This window comes from Salarchaeum sp. III, from assembly GCF_036418315.1.
In the GTDB taxonomy this organism is placed as follows: Archaea; Halobacteriota; Halobacteria; order Halobacteriales; family Halobacteriaceae; genus Salarchaeum.
In genome coordinates this window covers 25726-42465 of record NZ_JAZHPG010000023.1, presented here as the reverse complement: position 1 = coordinate 42465, position 16740 = coordinate 25726, and the positions used below count along the sequence as shown (strand labels likewise).

Annotated in this window: 16 protein-coding genes and 1 pseudogene; 7 read left to right on the top strand and 10 right to left on the bottom strand. The window is 67.2% G+C overall.

Features of this window, described 5'->3' with window-relative positions; translation table 11 throughout:
* Positions 1-6: 6 nt before the first annotated feature.
* Genes pstB through U3A55_RS06500 form a run of 4 tightly spaced genes read right to left on the bottom strand, consistent with a single transcriptional unit; the run spans position 7 to position 4701 of the window.
* Positions 7-888 carry a phosphate ABC transporter ATP-binding protein PstB gene (gene pstB, locus U3A55_RS06515; protein WP_330990669.1) on the bottom strand — a complete coding sequence of 294 codons (882 nt, stop codon included), beginning with the start codon at positions 886-888 and terminating at the stop codon, positions 7-9.
* Complete coding sequence (gene pstA, locus U3A55_RS06510; protein ID WP_330990668.1) at positions 885-2498, bottom strand: phosphate ABC transporter permease PstA; 1614 nt, start codon at positions 2496-2498, stop codon at positions 885-887. The genes pstB and pstA overlap by 4 nt, the downstream gene beginning before the upstream one ends.
* Entirely contained in the window at positions 2495-3616 is a 1122-nt protein-coding gene (pstC, locus tag U3A55_RS06505; RefSeq protein WP_330990666.1) for a phosphate ABC transporter permease subunit PstC, read from the bottom strand. The genes pstA and pstC overlap by 4 nt, the downstream gene beginning before the upstream one ends.
* The gene (locus U3A55_RS06500) at positions 3613-4701 is read right to left on the bottom strand and encodes a PstS family phosphate ABC transporter substrate-binding protein (protein WP_330990665.1); all 1089 of its coding nucleotides are present in this window, start codon (positions 4699-4701) and stop codon (positions 3613-3615) included. Before U3A55_RS06500 ends, pstC begins: the two co-directional genes overlap by 4 nt.
* 215 nt (positions 4702-4916) lie before the next feature.
* On the opposite strand from U3A55_RS06500, the gene U3A55_RS06495 reads away from it, so the two are divergent.
* On the top strand, positions 4917-5921 hold the full coding sequence (locus U3A55_RS06495; protein ID WP_330990664.1) for a phosphate uptake regulator PhoU: 1005 nt from the start codon (positions 4917-4919) through the stop codon (positions 5919-5921).
* Here U3A55_RS06495 and U3A55_RS06490 read toward each other — a convergent pair.
* Entirely contained in the window at positions 5918-6250 is a 333-nt protein-coding gene (locus U3A55_RS06490; RefSeq protein WP_330990663.1) for a 2Fe-2S iron-sulfur cluster-binding protein, read from the bottom strand. The genes U3A55_RS06495 and U3A55_RS06490 overlap by 4 nt on opposite strands.
* Before the next feature lie 109 nt (positions 6251-6359).
* On the opposite strand from U3A55_RS06490, the gene U3A55_RS06485 reads away from it, so the two are divergent.
* Complete coding sequence (locus U3A55_RS06485; protein ID WP_330990662.1) at positions 6360-7730, top strand: geranylgeranyl reductase family protein; 1371 nt, start codon at positions 6360-6362, stop codon at positions 7728-7730.
* Between the two features lie 279 nt (positions 7731-8009).
* On the opposite strand, the gene U3A55_RS06480 is transcribed toward U3A55_RS06485, so the two are convergent.
* Entirely contained in the window at positions 8010-9290 is a 1281-nt protein-coding gene (locus tag U3A55_RS06480) for an amidohydrolase (RefSeq protein WP_330990661.1), read from the bottom strand.
* Positions 9291-9400: 110 nt separating this feature from the next.
* Here U3A55_RS06480 and U3A55_RS06475 point away from each other — a divergent pair, with 110 nt between their 5' ends.
* The 3 genes from U3A55_RS06475 to U3A55_RS06465 are packed head-to-tail and all read left to right on the top strand — an operon-like array spanning position 9401 to position 12453.
* Complete coding sequence (locus U3A55_RS06475) at positions 9401-10963, top strand: Na+/H+ antiporter NhaC family protein (RefSeq protein ID WP_330990660.1); 1563 nt, start codon at positions 9401-9403, stop codon at positions 10961-10963.
* Positions 10960-11223, top strand: coding sequence for a DUF7513 family protein (locus U3A55_RS06470; RefSeq protein ID WP_330990659.1), 264 nt, complete (start codon positions 10960-10962; stop codon positions 11221-11223). Before U3A55_RS06475 ends, U3A55_RS06470 begins: the two co-directional genes overlap by 4 nt.
* A gap of 39 nt (positions 11224-11262) precedes the next feature.
* A complete protein-coding gene (locus tag U3A55_RS06465) occupies positions 11263-12453 on the top strand; it encodes a GNAT family N-acetyltransferase (protein WP_330990658.1) in 1191 nt (396 codons plus the stop codon).
* A 253-nt stretch (positions 12454-12706) separates the two neighbouring features.
* On the opposite strand, the gene U3A55_RS06460 is transcribed toward U3A55_RS06465, so the two are convergent.
* Both U3A55_RS06460 and cdd read right to left on the bottom strand, forming a co-directional pair.
* The gene (locus U3A55_RS06460) at positions 12707-13528 is read right to left on the bottom strand and encodes a nucleoside phosphorylase (protein ID WP_330990657.1); all 822 of its coding nucleotides are present in this window, start codon (positions 13526-13528) and stop codon (positions 12707-12709) included.
* A gap of 94 nt (positions 13529-13622) precedes the next feature.
* Positions 13623-14006 (bottom strand): cytidine deaminase, encoded by a 384-nt coding sequence (cdd, locus tag U3A55_RS06455; RefSeq protein WP_330990656.1) that lies wholly within the window; start codon positions 14004-14006, stop codon positions 13623-13625.
* Between the two features lie 116 nt (positions 14007-14122).
* Between cdd and U3A55_RS06450 the strand changes: the two are divergent.
* Positions 14123-14291, top strand: a pseudogene (locus tag U3A55_RS06450) (RNA-guided endonuclease TnpB family protein); the annotation flags it as partial.
* 45 nt (positions 14292-14336) lie between these two features.
* Here U3A55_RS06450 and U3A55_RS06445 read toward each other — a convergent pair.
* The gene (locus U3A55_RS06445; protein WP_330990655.1) at positions 14337-15680 is read right to left on the bottom strand and encodes a phosphopentomutase/phosphoglucosamine mutase; all 1344 of its coding nucleotides are present in this window, start codon (positions 15678-15680) and stop codon (positions 14337-14339) included.
* 98 nt (positions 15681-15778) lie between these two features.
* Between U3A55_RS06445 and U3A55_RS06440 the strand changes: the two genes are divergently transcribed.
* On the top strand, positions 15779-16267 hold the full coding sequence (locus U3A55_RS06440; RefSeq protein ID WP_330990654.1) for a hypothetical protein: 489 nt from the start codon (positions 15779-15781) through the stop codon (positions 16265-16267).
* Here U3A55_RS06440 and U3A55_RS06435 read toward each other — a convergent pair.
* Positions 16264-16734 carry a DUF5793 family protein gene (locus U3A55_RS06435; RefSeq protein ID WP_330990653.1) on the bottom strand — a complete coding sequence of 157 codons (471 nt, stop codon included), beginning with the start codon at positions 16732-16734 and terminating at the stop codon, positions 16264-16266. The genes U3A55_RS06440 and U3A55_RS06435 overlap by 4 nt on opposite strands.
* Positions 16735-16740 lie beyond the last annotated feature (6 nt).

Sequence of the window (16740 nt, the reverse complement as noted above, 5' to 3'; positions counted from 1 at the left end):
ACTGTGTTACCCGAACTTGCCCGTAATGTAGTCTTCGACGCGCTGGCTTTCGGGGTTCTCGAAGATCTGGTCGGTGTCGCCGTACTCCACTAACTCTCCGCCGGTGAGGAAGACCGCCGTCTGGTCGCTGATACGCGCCGCCTGCTGCATGCTGTGCGTCACGACGACGACCGTGTAGTCCTCCGCGAGGTCCTCGATGAGGTCCTCGATTTTGGCGGTGGCGATGGGGTCGAGCGCGCTCGCCGGCTCGTCCATCAGAATCACTTCAGGGTCGACGGCGAGACAGCGGGCGATGCAGAGGCGTTGTTGTTGGCCGCCGGAGAGGCCGAGCGCGTTGTCGTCCAGCCGGTCGTTCACCTCGTCCCAGAGCGCCGCCTGCCGGAGCGCGCGTTCGACGAGTTCGTCCTCGGTTTCGTCGTCGCCGCGGCTGAGGAGTCGCGAGAGGAGTCCGGTCTCCAGGTCGCCGTGTTTGCGCGGGCCGTAACTGACGTTATCCCGAATCGATTTCGGGAAGGGATTCGGCTGCTGGAACACCATCCCCACCCGCTTGCGGAGTTCGACGAGGTTCACGCCGTCCTGGTATATTTCTTCGCCATCGAGCGTCACGCTGCCGTCGACGCGCGCGCTCTTGATGCGGTCGTTCATCCGGTTCAGACAGCGGAGGAACGTCGACTTCCCACACCCCGACGGCCCGATAAGCGCCGTCACGGACTTCTCGGGAATGTCGAGGTTGATGTCCGTGAGCGCGTGCTCCTCGCCGTAGTGGACGTTCACGTCGGTCGCGGAGATTTTCGCGGGACCCTCGAACTCGTAGTTCGTCCACGCGGGGTCGATGCGTTCCTCGCTCTCGGCGGCGGTGCGTTCGGTTTCGGTGTGTTGAGGGCTCATGCTTCGAGTTTCTTCCGGAAGTAGATTCGTGAGGCGATGCCGATGGCGTAGAACCCGAGGACGACGAGCAGGAGGGTGAGCGCGGTCGCCCACGCGAAGCCCTCGCCCATCTGGCCGACGCCGGCGCTGATGCTGGCGAACAGCTGGTAGGGGAGCGCGCTCGACGGTTCGAGGAGCGCGCCCGTGTTCAGGATGTCCACGAACGGGAAGGAGGACGTGAACGAGAAGGACCCGAGCACGTTCGCGCCGTTCGTCGGGAACGGCTCGCCCGTCATGACGAGCAGGATGGGCGCGGTCTCGCCGGCGATGCGGCCGACGCCGAGGATGACGCCCGTGATGACGCCCGGCATCGCCGCGGGCAGCACGACGCTCTTGATGGTCTGCCACTGGGAGACGCCGAGCGCGGCGCTCGCGTCCCGGTACTCGTCCGGAACGTTGAGGAGGGCTTCGCGGCTCGTGATGACGACCAGCGGGAGGAGCATGAACCCGAGGACGAGCATCCCCGTGAGGAGACTGTTCGTGTTCCCGAGGCGGGGCACGAGGAACGCCAGGCCGAACAGGCCGTAGACGATGCTCGGAGTGCTCCAGAGGCCGTTCGTCGAGATTTCGACGAGCTGGGTGAATCGGCCCTGTTCGGCGTATTCGGTGAGGAAGACAGCGGTGCCGACGCCGAGCGGGACGGCGAACAGGACGGTCCCGATGACCAGCCAGACGGTTCCGACGATGGCGGGTGCGATGCCGTTCACGGCGTTCGTGAGCGCGACGCCCTCCATCACGAACGGCCAGTAGAACCAGACGATGGGCCCGCTGAAGATGACGTACTGGTCGAGGAGGGGAACGTGGAACCAGAACCACGGCCCCCAGTAGAGGCCGTACTGGATGCTCCGCGTCATCGGCTCGAACCCGCGGACGACGATGAGACCGACGATGACGACGAGGAGCGCTATCATCGCGGCGGCGTTCGCGCCGACGAGGAAGTTCGCGCCGCGCTCCCGGCCGCGCGCGCCGAACCCGCTGTGAGCCTGTGCGCTCACCCAGGCGAGGGCGAGGCCGGCGACGCCGAACAGGACGGGGAGGACGGTGTTCGGCGTGAACACGGCGGAGGACTCGATGGGCGTCCACCGCCAGCCCGGGCCGATGACGTTGAGGAGCGCGACGAGCGCGACGAACGCCGCGAACCCGCCGCCGGCGACGGTGAGCGCAACGTCCTCCCGGGGGTACGTGACGAGCGCGACGGCGACGGCCGCGCCGGCGAGCGCGCCGACCGGCCAGAGCGTCGAGAATCCGAGGGTCTGTGCCGCGACCAGTCCGCCCGTGACGAGGCCGAGCAGGCCGAACCCGGCGACGACGGAGAGACCAGCGGTGTGGTCGGGGGTCGTGTCGATGGCGTCGAGGCGGGACGCGACGCCGACACTAGCGAGTGCGAGCGCGCCGACGAGCAGGCCGCCCGCGAGCCAGTCCGAGAGCGCGACGCCCGCGAGGTCGGTGGTGGCCGGAATCACCTGCGCGAACGCGAGGACGCTCGCGGCGAGCGCGAGCGCGCCGAGTCCGACGCCGACGCCCGCCGCGTACTCCGCGCGCGACGACTCGGACTGAACGAGCGAACTCACTCCTGACCACCCAGTTTGCGGTTCATGCGCGCCTCGATGTACTGCGAGCCGATGCTGAGCGCGAGCACCGTCACGAACAGGACGACGCCAGCGGCGAACAGCGCGCTCATCTGGCTCCCGGACGCGATGCCGTACTGGCTCGCAATGAGGGATGTGAGCGTGATGGTGTTCCCGAACACGTCGTACAGCGGGTCGGGGAGTTCCGTGATGTTCGCGAGGATGACCGTCGCGGCCATCGTTTCACCGACCGCGCGCCCGACGCCGAGGAGGATAGCGGCGGATATCCCGGAGAGCGACGCGGGGAGGGTGACGCTCGTCGTGGTCTGCCAGCTCGTCGCGCCGAGCGCGAGCGACCCGTCCTTCATCTCGCCGGGCACGCTCGCGATGGCGTCCTCGGCGACGGAGACGACCGTGGGGAGCGCCATCACGCCGATGACGAACCCGACGACGATGAGGCTGCCAAACGTCGGGAGGCTGAAATCGTCCATCATGAAGCCGTTGAGGACGATGAAGCCGATGAAGCCGTACACGATCGAGGGGATGCCGGCGAGCGTCTCCACGCTCGGCTTCAGGATTTCGCGCGCCCACCCGGGCGCCATCTCGCTGATGAATAGCGCGCCCGCGACGCCGAGCGGCGCGGCGACAGCGGTCGCGATGAGGGTCGTGATGAACGTCCCCCACAGCATTGGCGCGAGCGCGTACAACTGCTGGCTCGGCGTCCAGAACGGCGACGACGTGTCCGTGAACATGCGGAGGCCGGGCACGTCGAACGACACGCCGAACAGCGACACACTGTGGCTCATCAGGCCGAACGCCTCCCGCGAGCGCAGGAAGAGGTAGACCATGATGAGGCCGAGCACGACGACCGTGGAGGCGGTCGCGACGAACGCGAGGTAGCGCGCGGTCGCGCCCGGGTAGCGGACCGCGCCGTACGCGTTCGCGCCGAGGAACGCGAGTAGCGGCACCCACGCGAGCGCGTGTCCGAGGGCGAACGCCACGAGGAACGCGCCGAGGAACACCGTCCCCAGTCCGCCGACGACTTTCGTTCCGTGGTCGAGGTGCACGAGCGCCCGCGCGGCGTCCCGGACACGACTCGTGGCCGAATCTGCGACGCTCATACTGTGTCGGGGAGTTTCGCGAGTTCTTCGTCCTGTCGCTCCTGCGTGAGCGCGGAGTACCCGACCGGCTTCACGAAGTTCTCCTGGCCGTAGTCGCTGAGTATCATTCGGAGGAACGCGGCCTCCATCTCCGAGGTTCCCTCGTACGTGTAGCAGTGCAGGTCGCGCGACAGCGGATAGTTCGGGTCGGAGAGGTTCTCACCGGGCACGTACTCCGTCCCCTCGAACGTGAGCGAGATGGCGGGGACGGAGTCGTCGACGAACGCGAGCGCCATGTACGCGATGGCGTTGTCGGAGCGTGCGACGATGTCACGCACCTGCTGGTTCTGTCCTTTCCGCACGTCAATGCCGGGCATCGGCGCGTTCGGGTCGCCGTAGAGGTTCACGCGGAACGCGGTGTCCGTCCCGGAGCCTTCGGCGCGGCCGATGCACTGGATTTGCTTCGACGGCCCGTCGTAGTCGGGGACGTCACGCCAGTCAGTGATGTCGCCCTTGTAAATGGCGCGCAGGGTCTCCGCGGTCATCCCGGTGACGCCCGCGTCGTACACCTCCTGGCTGACGACAATTGGCTGGGCGTCCACGCCCACGACGTGATCTTTGAACTTCGACAACTCTTCTTCGCCGGCCTCCGGGAGTTCGGCGGAGACCGGCGCGCTCGAATTCCCGATATCGACACGGCCTGCCTTCAGATTCTCCAGGCCCGTGCCGGAGTGACTGAGGTTCACCTTCACCTCGAACGGCGGGACGCCGCCGTCCGCCGGTCCGAATCCGTAGAGGCCGGCCCAGTAGTCGGCGAGGTTCTCCTCGGTGTCGATTCCGTACTCTCCGGGCCCCCAGTATTCGGTGTCCTCGGGTGGTGCGTTCGACCCCCAGTAGGAGGACGCGCGGTTCGCGATGGGGAACACGGTCGAGGACCCGCCTGCGCGCAGCAGCGGGACGTTTCCGCCGCCACCGGACTCGTCCCCGTCGGTGGCGCCGCCGCTCCCGGGCGGTGTCGGACTGGTGCTGATACAACCGGCGAGTGCGGCGAGCGCCGACCCCCCCGTAGCGAGGGCGAGACGGCGTGTCGCACGCCTTTCAGACATCACCCGAACGTACCCGAGACGTGGGTAAATACCCTACTATTACAACTATATAGTAGAACATACATCGTGGTAGATTCGCCCCCAGTGGCGTGCCGGGAGCCCGCCTAAACAGTCGTGAAACGCCCCTCCGCGGCGTATCTGTCGGTTCAGTCGCGCTAGAGGTAGTGAAGTATATAGACCGAAGATAATTTATTGTGTGGCGCGTAGCGCTGGGTATGGAACGACGGAAAGTCCAGGTGACGGGCGGGTCAACGTTCACGGTCTCCATTCCGAAGGACTGGGCGCGCGAGAACGACGTCGAAGCCGGTGACGAGATGGTGTTCCACGAGGACGGCCCGAGCCTCCTCGTTCAGCCAGTCGGCAGCGACGACCCGATTCGAGGGACGTTCGACATCAGTGGCCTCAACGGCGACCACCTGATGCGGACCGTGATGACGATGTACGTCTCCGGGTTCGACGTGCTCGAACTCGAAGCTGACCGCATCACCGCCGACCAGCGCCGCGTCATCCGGAACGCCACGCAGAGCCTCGTCGGCCTCGAAGTCCTCGAAGAAACCGGGGACCGCGTCGTCATCCAGGACCTCTTGGACTCCTCCGAGCTCTCTATCCACAACGCCGTCCGACGGATGCGACTCATCTCCACGTCCATGCTGGACGACGCCGTCACCGCCATCGTCGAGAACGACGACGACCTCGCGCGCGACGTAACCCAACGCGACGACGACGTGGACCGCCTCTGGTTCGTCGTCTCCCGCATCTTCCGCGGCGCGCTCCGCTCCCCCGAGGCCGCCACCGAAATCGGCGTCTCCCGCGAAGTCTGCTTCGACTACCACTCGAGCGCCCGCCAGCTCGAACGCATCGCCGACCACGCCACCAAGATGGCGAACGTCTCCCTCCAGATGGACGAGCCCATCCCCGACGAGGTCGCGGACGCCCTCCACGAACTCCACGAGGAAGCTATCGGCATCGTCGACGTGGCGATGGACGCGCTCGTCACGGACGACACCAACGAAGCCACCGACCTCGCGAACGAGGCGCGCGAACGAATCCCCCACATCGACGACCTCACGCGCGCCGTCGACGAACACCTCCGCGACCTCGACCCGCGGAACGCACAACAGCTAAGCCTCGTCGTCGACTCCCTCTCCCGGTGCGCCGACTACGGCGGGAACATCGCGGAAACCGCACTCCAGAAAGCAGCGCCCACGCCAGGCGTTTAGTCGTCGTCCGCCGTCACCGGCCCGCTCGGCTCCGGCGCGTCCTCCTCGATGCTCGGCGGGTACTGACCCCGGTCGAGCACGAGGTCGGACTGCGGGCGCGCCATGCACGTCAGCGCGTACTCCTCCGTCTCCTCCTCGGTGAACCCGCGGGCCGCGGGTTGTGCGACATCGCCCTCGACGATTTTCGCCGAGCACGCCAGACACATTCCGACCCTACAGGAGTACTCCTGCGCGATACCCTCGCGGAAACACGCCTTCAAGATGGTCTCCTTCTCGGAGACCTCGATGGTCTCGTCGCGCCCGGCGAACTCGACCGTGTACGTCGTCATACACCCTCGTTCTGCGACGACCGGTAAAACTCTTTATTCCGCCGTGTCCCCGCGCAGGCGACGGATTGAGGAGTAAAGAGTTTTCCCGCCCGGCTTCAATCGGGCGAGTATGACTACCCACGAGTACGACGCGGTCGTCGTCGGCGCCGGAACCGCCGGCTGTTACGCCGCCGCGACGATAGCGATGGAGGGCTACGAGGTCGCTATCGTCGAGCGGAAGACCGAGCAGGATGCCGGGCACATCGCGTGCGGGGACGCCCTCAAGGGCGCCGCGAACTTCCCCTCCGCCATCCCGAAGGCGAAACTCGAACCCGCCATCACCAACACCGACGTGGACCACGGGCGCTTCGAGATTCCTCAGGAGGACACAGTCCTCGACATTCCCGTCCCCGGCGAACTCGCGGTCGTGGACCGCTGGAAGTACGGCCAGTGCGTCATCGGCGGCGCCGAGGACCACGGCGTCGACTTCCACTACAACGTCGTCGTCACCGACGTCCTCCAGGGCGACGACGGCACCGTCACCGGCGTCCGCGGGAAGCACAAGGGCGACGTCCACCAGTTCGACGCCGACATCGTCGTCGACGGCGCCGGCTCCCTCAGCGTCCTTCAGGACAACACGAGCTTCGACGGCACGAACTTCGACACGAACGTCAACTACAGCCAGTTCTGCAGCGGCTACCGCGAAATCGTCGAGGTGGAGGAGGAAGTCGAGTGGAAGGACGCGCTCGTCTTCAAACCCACCAAGCGCGCCGCCGGCTACCTCTGGTACTTCCCGCGCACCGGCACCGAAATCAACGCCGGCCTCGGGTTCCAGATGACCGAGGAACCGATGCAGATGGTGCAAGACCTCAAACAGGACCTCCGGAACCGTCCCGAGTTTCAGGGCGCGACCGTCAAGGACAAACTCGGCGCGGCGCTCCCCACCCGGCGCCCGTACGACTCCGCCGTCGCGAACGGCTTCATCGCCGTCGGCGACGCCGCCGGCCTCGTCAACCCCACCACCGGCGGCGGTATCGCCGGCGCCGCCTACTCCGGGAAGTACGCGGGCGAACAGGCCGTCAAAGCCATCGAGGAAGGCGACGTGAGCGAGGAGAACCTCTGGCGGTACAACGAGCGCGTCATGGACCACTTCGGCGCGCGCTACGCCGGCCTCGACGTCTACAACATCCTCTCCACCGCCGTCGACGTGGACAACCTCATGGGCCTCCTCGCCAGCCTCCCCATGGGAAAACTCAGCGAAGCCATCTACGCCGGCAGCGCCGAACTCAGCCTCGGCGTCAAGGTGCAGACCGCCATCAAGAGCTTCGGGAACTGGGGCACCATCTACAACCTCTACCAGACCAAGAACCAGGCCGACCGCCTCCTCGACCACTACGAGTCCTACCCCGACAGCCCCCACCAGCTCGACACCTGGCAGGACCGCCGCGACGACATCATGACCGACGTCTACGACGTAACGGGCGCCGACCCCAAGTACTGAACGTACTTTACTCTGCGCTCGCTTCGCTCGCTCGGTAAAAGCTACGACAAAAGCACGGCGTCGCTCCCGTTGGTCTCCTTGGCCCGCGCTCGTTCCACTCGCGCGGTGAACGTCGCGCTCCGCGCGACGACACTCGCTTATCTGATAACTGTTCAAATAGGATAGCGAGGCCAACGCGTGGCATCACGTAACCGTCGTCGCACGCGGAACTCGCGAAACCCCGGCGGCCGTCCGCGCGCGAAACTCCAAGCGAGGCCGTCGTGAACGCCCCTCAGCGAGCTACGGCCGCGTGTTCGCGATGGAGAGAATCGAGTCCGTGAGCACGTCGATACCGATCGGGATGCTGGCTTCGTCCACGTCGAACGTCGCGGTGTGGTGGCCGCCCGGGTGGTCGGTGCCGACCGCGAGGTAGCACGCGAGACCGCCGTTGTCCTGAACCTCCTGCATCAGGAAGGTCGCGTCCTCGCTCCCGCCGAGTTTATCGCTCTCGACGGGACTGTCGACGCCGTCGGTCGCGCTCGCCACGTCGTAGACGATGTCCGTGAGCGCGGCGTCACTCACGGCGCTCGGCGCTTCACCTTCGGTGTGGATGTCCACGTCCACATCGTGCATCTCGGCCGCGCTCCGGAGCACGCGGTGCGCGTGCGTCTTCATATAGTCCTTGAGTTCGGTCGTCTCACCGCGGACTTCGCCCTCCACGAAGGACTCCTCGGGGATGACGTTCGTTGCCGTGCCGCCGCCGACGAGGCCGGCGTTCACGCGCGTCTCGCCGTCGGAGTGCCGCGGAATCCCGTAGAGGTTCTGGATAGCCGCGGCCATCGCCTGCACGGTGTTCCGGCCCTCCTCGGGCTTTGCGCCGGCGTGCGCGGGTTCGCCCTCGAACTCAGCGAGGAAGTGTGACACCGCGAGGAAGCCGTCGATGCCCGCGACGACTTCGCCCGTCGGGTGGTCGAGGCCAACGTGCACGGCGAGCAAGTAGTCCACGTCGTCGAGGTGGCCGGAGCGCGCCATCGCGCGTCCGCCGCCGACGCGCTCCTCGGCCGGCTGGAAGAACACCTTGAATGTGCCCTCGAAGTCGCTCTCCTTGACGCGTTCGAGCACGCCGATGCCGAAGGTCGCGTGCGCGTCGTGACCGCACGCGTGCATCGCGCCCTCGTTCTCGGAGCGAAAGCCCTCGCGTGCGGGAACGTGGTCGTCGTCCGTGGATTCCGCCTGCGGGAGGCCGTCGATGTCCACGCGCAGGCCGACCGTCGGCCCCTCGCCCTTCCGGAGGACCGCAACCGCGCCCGTGAAGCCGCCGCGCAACTCCGAGAGCACGTGAGGGTTGGCGCCCGCGTCGAGCGCGCGCTCGTACCACTCGTCGAGAACGTCGTCGTCCGGGACGGCCATCCGTTCGTCGGCGTTCAGCGCGTTCGGGCCGACGTGAAGGTCGTCGACGCCGATGCGCTCGACTTCCTCGACGATGCGCGCGGTCGTGTAGAACTCGCGCCACGCTGGCTCCGGATGCCGGTGGAGGTCGCGTCGGAGCGCCACGAGGCGGTCCTGAGTGGACTGACTCATGCTCGGAGCGACGACGCGGGCGGGTTTAGTTTCGTCGCCGCCGGAAACCTTGACGAGGCCCCGAACTATATGAGGGCAGATACCAATCAGCAGCCACGAGGGAGAGATGAATGTCAAGTCCAGATGACGTAGAAGACGTACAGACCGAACTCAACGAAGCCGAGGACGCGCGCAGCGCACCGGCGCTGACGTTTTACGGAGGGCGCGCCGCGAGCGCGATTCCGCTCGGCCTGTTCGTGGTGTGGGCGGTCGTCCAGAGCGGCTTGTTCGGCATCGGCGACACGACCGGCCTGGTTCTCGGGATGCTGGTCTCGCTCGTCGTCGGGATGTTCTTCGTGAAGGGCGACTGGAAGCACTACGCGAACGCTATCTTCGAGGGGATGACCGAACGTGTCGCCGCGACAGCTATCGTCGCGTGGCTCTGGGCGGGCATGTTCGCGCAACTCCTCCAGGACGGCGGGTTCGTGAACGGCCTCATCTGGGTCGCGAACGCGATTCCGGTCTCCGAGGCCGTGCTTCCGACGCTCCTGCCCGCGCTGACGTTCGTGCTTGCGGCGCTGCTCGCGACCGGCATCGGCACCGGGTACGGGACGACGATCACGTTCGTCACGACGTTCTTCCCGGCGACTGTCCTGCTCGGCGCGAACCCCGTTCTGATGTTCGGTGCGATTCTCTCCGGCGCGGTGTTCGGGGACAACCTCGCGCCCGTCAGCGACACCACTATCGTGAGCGCAGTCACGCAGAACGCCGATATCGGCGGCGTCGTCGCGTCCCGGCTGAAGTACGCGTTCGTCGCCGCCGCGCTCGCCATGGTCGGCTACCTCGTCGCCGGCCAGCTGATGGCGACCTACCAGCCCACCGGCGACGGCCTTCCCTCGGGGAACGCCGTCGGCCTCGTCCACCTCGTCTCGATGGGGCTCGTCATCTGGACCGCGGTGAACGGCCGACACATCGTCGAAGCGATCTCGTGGGGCATCATCGCCGCCATCGTGTTCAACGTCGGTCTCGATCTCGCGCCCGCGAACAGCATCGTTCAGTTCGTCGCGCCGACCACCGCGCCCGTGGCGGACGCGTTCACCTGGCTCCCAATCGTCACCATCGCCGGCCCCGACACGCCCGCCGCGGGCGTCCACGGCAGCCTCTACACGGGCGCTGCCGGGTTCTTCCCGCTCATCGTCCTCACGCTCCTCATCGTCGCCGCCGCCCGTATCATGATTCAGGGCGGCGGATTCGAGGCCGTGCAGGACTTCCTACTCTCCACTGTCGCGACGAAGGTTCGGCGCGCGGAGACGACGATGGTGCTCGGCACCGCCGGCGTCAACGCGATGATCACCATCAACACCGCCGCCGAAATCGCCATCGCGCCGTACGTCGCGCGCATCGGCGAACAGTTCAACATCAACGGCTACCGCCGCGCGAACATTCTCGACGCGAACACCAGCGCGCTCGGCTACATCTTCCCCTGGGCGGGCGGCGTGCTCGCCGGGTACAGTCAGATGCCCGCGCTCGTCGAGGAGTACGGCGTCGAGTCGATGCTCGTCAACCCCGTGGACGTCTGGCCGTTCGTCTTCCACGGCTGGCTGCTGTTCTTCGTGTTCCTCGCCGCCGCCCTCACCGGGTACGGCCTGGAGTACTCCACCGACCGTGAGGCCGAGGAGGTGGCGCGCGTATGAACCTCGACGCGTTCTTCGCGGGCGTCGGGTTCCGCACCGCGACACCGAGCTTCGACGCCGGCGACGAGTTCGTTGTCGTCGTCACCGGAACGGAGTGCGACACGCCCATTGCACGCATCGGGGACTCCGTGCTTCGCATTCCCGACGCGCCCCGTGACAGCGTGCAAACGAAGGCGCTCGTTCGCGTAGAATCGTTCGACGACGCCGACCACACCGGTACCGCGGCCTACCTCGAAACCGTCGGGGAGACCGCGTACTGACTCGGCACGTTCTTCATTCTTCACTCCGCGCTGGTTCGTATGGTCGACTACCGCCCGCTCCCCGACGACCGCACGGAGGAGTTCCGGTCGTTCGTCACGTACGCCTTTCGCCCCGAGTCAGGCCCGCACGACCCAGACGAGGACGACATCCCCGAACCCGCACAGGTCGGCGACCCGTACGGTGTCTTCGACGGCGACGACCTGCTCGCCGTCTGCCGACACTACTGGTTCACGGCGCACGTCCGCGGCGACACCCACCCGATGGCCGGCCTCTCGGCGGTCGCGACGCCGCCCGAGAACCGCCGGCGCGGCCTCGTCCGCGACATGCTCCTCGAATCCCTCCGCGAGTACCGCGAGAACGACGTGTACTTGAGCGCGCTCTGGCCGTTCAAACACCCGTTCTACGCGCAGTTCGGCTGGGAAACGGCGAGCGACGGCGTCACCCACGAATGTCCGCCGGACGCGCTCTCGTTCGCCCGTGACGCGGAACTCCCCGGGACGTGGGACCGCCTCGACGCCGACGACTGGGAGCGCCTCCCCGCAATACTCGCGTCGCACGGCGAGCGCTACGAACTCACGCTCGACCGCACCGAAGAGTGGTGGCGCAAGCGCGTCTTCCGCGGCTGGGACACCGACCCCTACGTCTACTGCTGGCAGGACGCCACCGGCGCCGACCGCGCGTACGTCGTCTACTCCGTCGAGTCCGGCGACGGGAAGACGCTCGCCGTCCACGACGCCGCGTGGACCGACCACGACGCCTACCTCGCGGTCCTCGGATTTCTCGCCGACCACGACTCTCAGGTCGACACGGTCCGCCTCCGCGGCCCAGTCGACTCCCCGTTCCTCGACGTGGTTCCCGACCCCGGCGAGGTCGACACCACGCTCTCAGCCGGTCCGATGGCCCGCATCGTCGACGTGCCGACCGCTCTCACCGCGCTCAACTATCCCGACGTCGACGCCGACCTCACCATCGCGGTCACCGACGAACTCGCCGACTGGAACGACGACACCTTCCACCTCACCGTCCGCGACGGCACCTCTCGCGTCGAACCCACGACCGAAGGTTCCGACCTCACCCTCGACATCGGCACACTCACCCAGCTCGCCGTCGGCCACCGAACCGCCCACGACCTCGCGCGCACCACGGACATCGACACGGACGACACCACTCTCGACACGCTCCACACTCTCTACCCCGAAACCACCACCTACCTCCGCGAAGGCTTCTAAACGCGAGTTCCCGTTCGGGAGTGAACGTTCAAATACGAGAACGATGCCAGCCAGGGACGTGGTCTGAGACCGACCGCGCGTGGGAACGCGAAACCCGGCGGCGCACCCACCGCGACGACCGACGCGCCGCCGTGCAAGCCCCCACCCCGCTCAATCGAGGGGTATGCTGGCGTGCCAGCGGTCTACGTCTTCCTCCGCCTTCTTCGCGTCGGCATCCACCGTTTTACCGTCGGGCGCGCTCGCTCCGCTCGCGTCAATCGAGACTCATTCCCGCGTGCCAGCGGTCCACGCCTTCCGCTTCCTTCTTCGCGTCCATTTTCGCGAGAAGTTTCACGGCGAGGCTCGCTGTCTCGGACGCACGGTACTCGCCCTCGGTTCGGAACTCGCCGGTGACGCGGTTCGCGTAGACGGAGCAGACCGCGCCCGCGCGCAATCCGTAGACGTTCGCGATGGTGAGGATGGCGGACGCCTCCATCTCGATGTTCTTCACGTTCGCCGCTTCGAGCTCCGCGATGAGGTCCTCGCTTCCGACCGCGCGATAGCCGCCGAACCCGGGGCGGCCCTGGCCCGTGTAGAAGCCGTCGGCGCTCATCGACACGCCGACGTGATAGTCGTGGTTGAGGCGTTCCGCGGCCGCGACGAGCGCGCTCACGACCTCGTCGTGCGCGACCGCCGGGTAGTCTTCGCGGACGTACTCGTCGCTCGTCCCCTCCTGGCGGACCGCGCCCGTGGAGATGACGAGGTCGCCGACATCCATGTCCGCGGAGAGCGCGCCGCACGATCCGACGCGGATGAACGTGTCCGCGCCGACGCGCGCGAGCTCCTCCACGGCGATAGCGGCGGATGGACTGCCGATACCCGTCGAGGTCACTGAGATAGGAGCGTCGTCGTACGTTCCGGTGAGCGTGCGGTACTCGCGATGGTGAGCCTTCTCCTCGTAGTCGTCCCAGAACTCCGAAATCTTCTCCACCCGCTCGGGGTCCCCGGGCAGGAGAACGGTGTTAGCAACGTCTCCCTCCGCGAGTTCCACGTGGTACTGGACCTCCTCGTTCGGGTCCTCCGAATCACCGGGCATACGGTCGCGTCGGCGGGCGGCGCACAAGGGTCTTCCCGTTCGATGCCGGAACGCCAACGGCGTCCGCCTCGGCGAACACTCACCCGAGAGCGGCTCAGTCGAGCATTCCCCGCGTGATGGTGTTCGGGATGAGGTCGCCGAGTTCGTACACGCCGCCGTCCTCGCCGTCCACGGCGACCGGGAAGTCGTCGTCGCAGAACTCCGCGAGCGTCTGTCGACACATCCCGCAGGGCGTGACGCCATCCCGGGCGGCGGACGACACGGCGAGCCGCTCGAATTCCGTGTGTCCGTCCGCGACGGCCTGCGAGACCGCGACCTCCTCGGCGTGCATGCTGTTGCTGTAGTTCGCGTTCTCGACGTTACAGCCCGTGTACACGGTTCCGTCCGCGGTCTCGATGGCGGCGCCGACTCGATACTCGGAGTACGGGACGTAGGCGTTCTCGTAGGCGTCGCGCGCGGCCTGCATCAGGTCGTCCATGGTCGAAACTCCGCGCGCGGCCGGAAAAGGTCGTTCGCTTCTACCGGGAGTCTTCGCCGGAGTCGTAGTGTTCGCCGGCCGCCGAGGGGATGCGGGTGCGGCCGACGAACACGAGCACGACGATGAACGCGGACGTGAACGGTGCGGTGAATCTCCGCCGAAAGATAACTCAGAGTCCCCCGTTGGGATATGAGTAACGGCTGGTTGGCACAGCCCAAAGTCTTCCTGTTCGACCGCGAGAGCGGCCGGTTCACACCGAGAGAACAGGGAGACTGCAAACCGTAATATCCCAACGCTTGGGATTCCTCCGCCTTCAGGCGGAGGAGGATATCAAGTATTCGCCACTGCGTCCTCCACGAGGTCTGTCACGTCATCCACGAGTCCGTCCACGTCGTCCGCTTCCGCGTACACTCGGACGTAGGGTTCGGTGCCCGATGGTCGAACGAGCGTCCACGACCCGTCCGGGAACTCCGCTCGCACGCCGTACTCGGTGTCGATGGCGGCCTCGGGGAACGCGTCCGGAATCTCGGTTTCGAGCGCGTCCATCACAGCTGCCTTCTTCCCGTCGGGACAGTCCACGCTCACCTTCCGGTATGGTCGCTCCGTCACCGGTTCGCGCAGCGCACCAAGTCCCTCCGCGGCGACGAGCCAGCTGAGAACGGCCGCACTCGCCACCCCGTCTATCCAGCCGCCGAACCCGGGATGGATGTGCTTCCACGGCTCAGCCGCGAACACCACGTCACCGCCCGCGGCCTCCGCCGACGCGATGCCCTCGTGGAGCGCGCCCAACCGAACGCGCTCGACGCGGCCGCCGGCCTCCCGGACGCGTTCGTCGATGCGTGCCGAGGCGTTCGGCGTCGTTACGACCACGGGGTCGAGCGCGTCGCTCTCCCGGGTGTAGCGCTCCGCGAGAATCGCGAGCACCGTGTCCTCGTGGACGACCTCGCCGTCCGCGTCCACGATGACGATGCGGTCAGCGTCGCCGTCGTGCGCGATGCCGAACGCGCAGTCGGAGTCCGCGACAAACGCCACGAGGTCGCCGATCGTTTCCGGCGTCGGCTTGCTCGGCCGCCCCGGGAAGTGGCCGTCGACGTTCGCGTTCAGCGCGACGACCTCCGCGCCGAGCGACTCCAGGACGTGGGGCGTCGCCACGCTCCCCATTCCGTTCCCGCAGTCCACGGCGACCCGGAGGCCGTCGAGGCTCGCGCCGAACTCGCGCGCGTACGCCGCCACCGCCGTCCGGTACTCGTCGAGCACGTCCGCGCGCTCCGCGTCACCCCACGCGTCCCACGCCGCCGGCGGTTCGTCGGCCGCGACACGCTCCTCGATGGTCGACTCCTGGGCCGCGTCGTACTCCGTGCCGTCCTCGAACAGTTTGATGCCGTTGTCCTGCGGGGGGTTGTGTGACGCCGTCAACATCACGCCGCGTCGGCCGCGCGACACGAACGCCAGCGCCGGTGTCGGCACGACGCCCACGCGGCGAACATCCGCGCCCGCGCTCCGCAGACCGGCGGCCATCGCGTCCGCGAGCGCGCCGCCCGTCTCGCGGCCGTCCCGCCCGAGCACGACCTCTTCGGCGTCCACGCCCGCGGCGCGTCCGACCGCGAGCGCCAGCTCGGGCGTCACGCGCTCCCTCGCGCTCCCGCGAATCCCAGCCGTCCCGAACAAATCCATGTGCGGACGGACAGGGCCGCGCGGCTTTACCGCTACGGTCGACCGCCGCTCCCGTCGACGCCGACTTTTATCACGCACTCGACGCTATTCGTCCGTGTATGCCCTCCCCCACGCGACGAACGTACCTCGCGACCGCCGGCGCGGCCCTCGCTGGAGGGCTCGCCGGCTGTACCGAGTTCACGAACGGTGACGACGACGTTCCCGCCGGCTCCCTCCAATTCGTCAACGAGCACGACGTGCCGCACGAGATACAGCTCCGAGTAGTGGACGTCGGCACCGCAGTCGAGGGCGCACACGACGTTACGGGCGAGCCGACTGTTCCGCCGAGCCAGCGTCAGCTCACCGCGTCAACTGTCGTCGAACCGGGCGAAACCGAGACCTACGACGGTGTGTTCATCGAGGCTGCCTGGTACGAGGTCCGGTTCACAGTGGACGACGAACAGCCGGAGAACGACGCCGGCCACACCGCGTTCAACCCCGCGCCGAACGACGACGACCGCGCGTCCTACCTCACGGGCCGCGTCTACCCGGGCGGTGACTTCTCGTGGGTGGTCTCCGCCACTGACGATTCTGGTTCGTTCGACTAGATTTCGATGCCGCTCGGGATGAGGCTGTGGCGGCGGAGGAGGTCGCCGTCGGTATTGTAGACGAGGAAGGTGTCCTTCTCGTAGGTGACGACGTGCTCGCCGCCGCGGTGGATGTGGACGCGGTAGCGCGTCTCCGTGTCGGCGACGCGGCCGTACTCGCGGGCGGCGCGGATGAACTGGAGGACGTCGTCCGCGTCCTCGTTGAGTTCGAGCACGAAATCGCCGGTGAGTCGGTGAGTGACGCCGACCACGCCGGTCGCGTCGGCGTCCTCCACGTCGCCTTGCAGGCGGAACGCCACGTCTATCTCGTCGCCGTCGAGCAGGTCGCCGTCGGCGTCGGTGAGGCGGTCTTCGAGGGCGGCGCTCCCCGTGAAGTCGATGGTGACGGTCGGGCGCTCGGGGGGCGCGTCGTCGTCATCGACCCAGTCGATGTCGGTCACGTCCAGGGTGAACTCCTGTCTCCTCATTTGCAC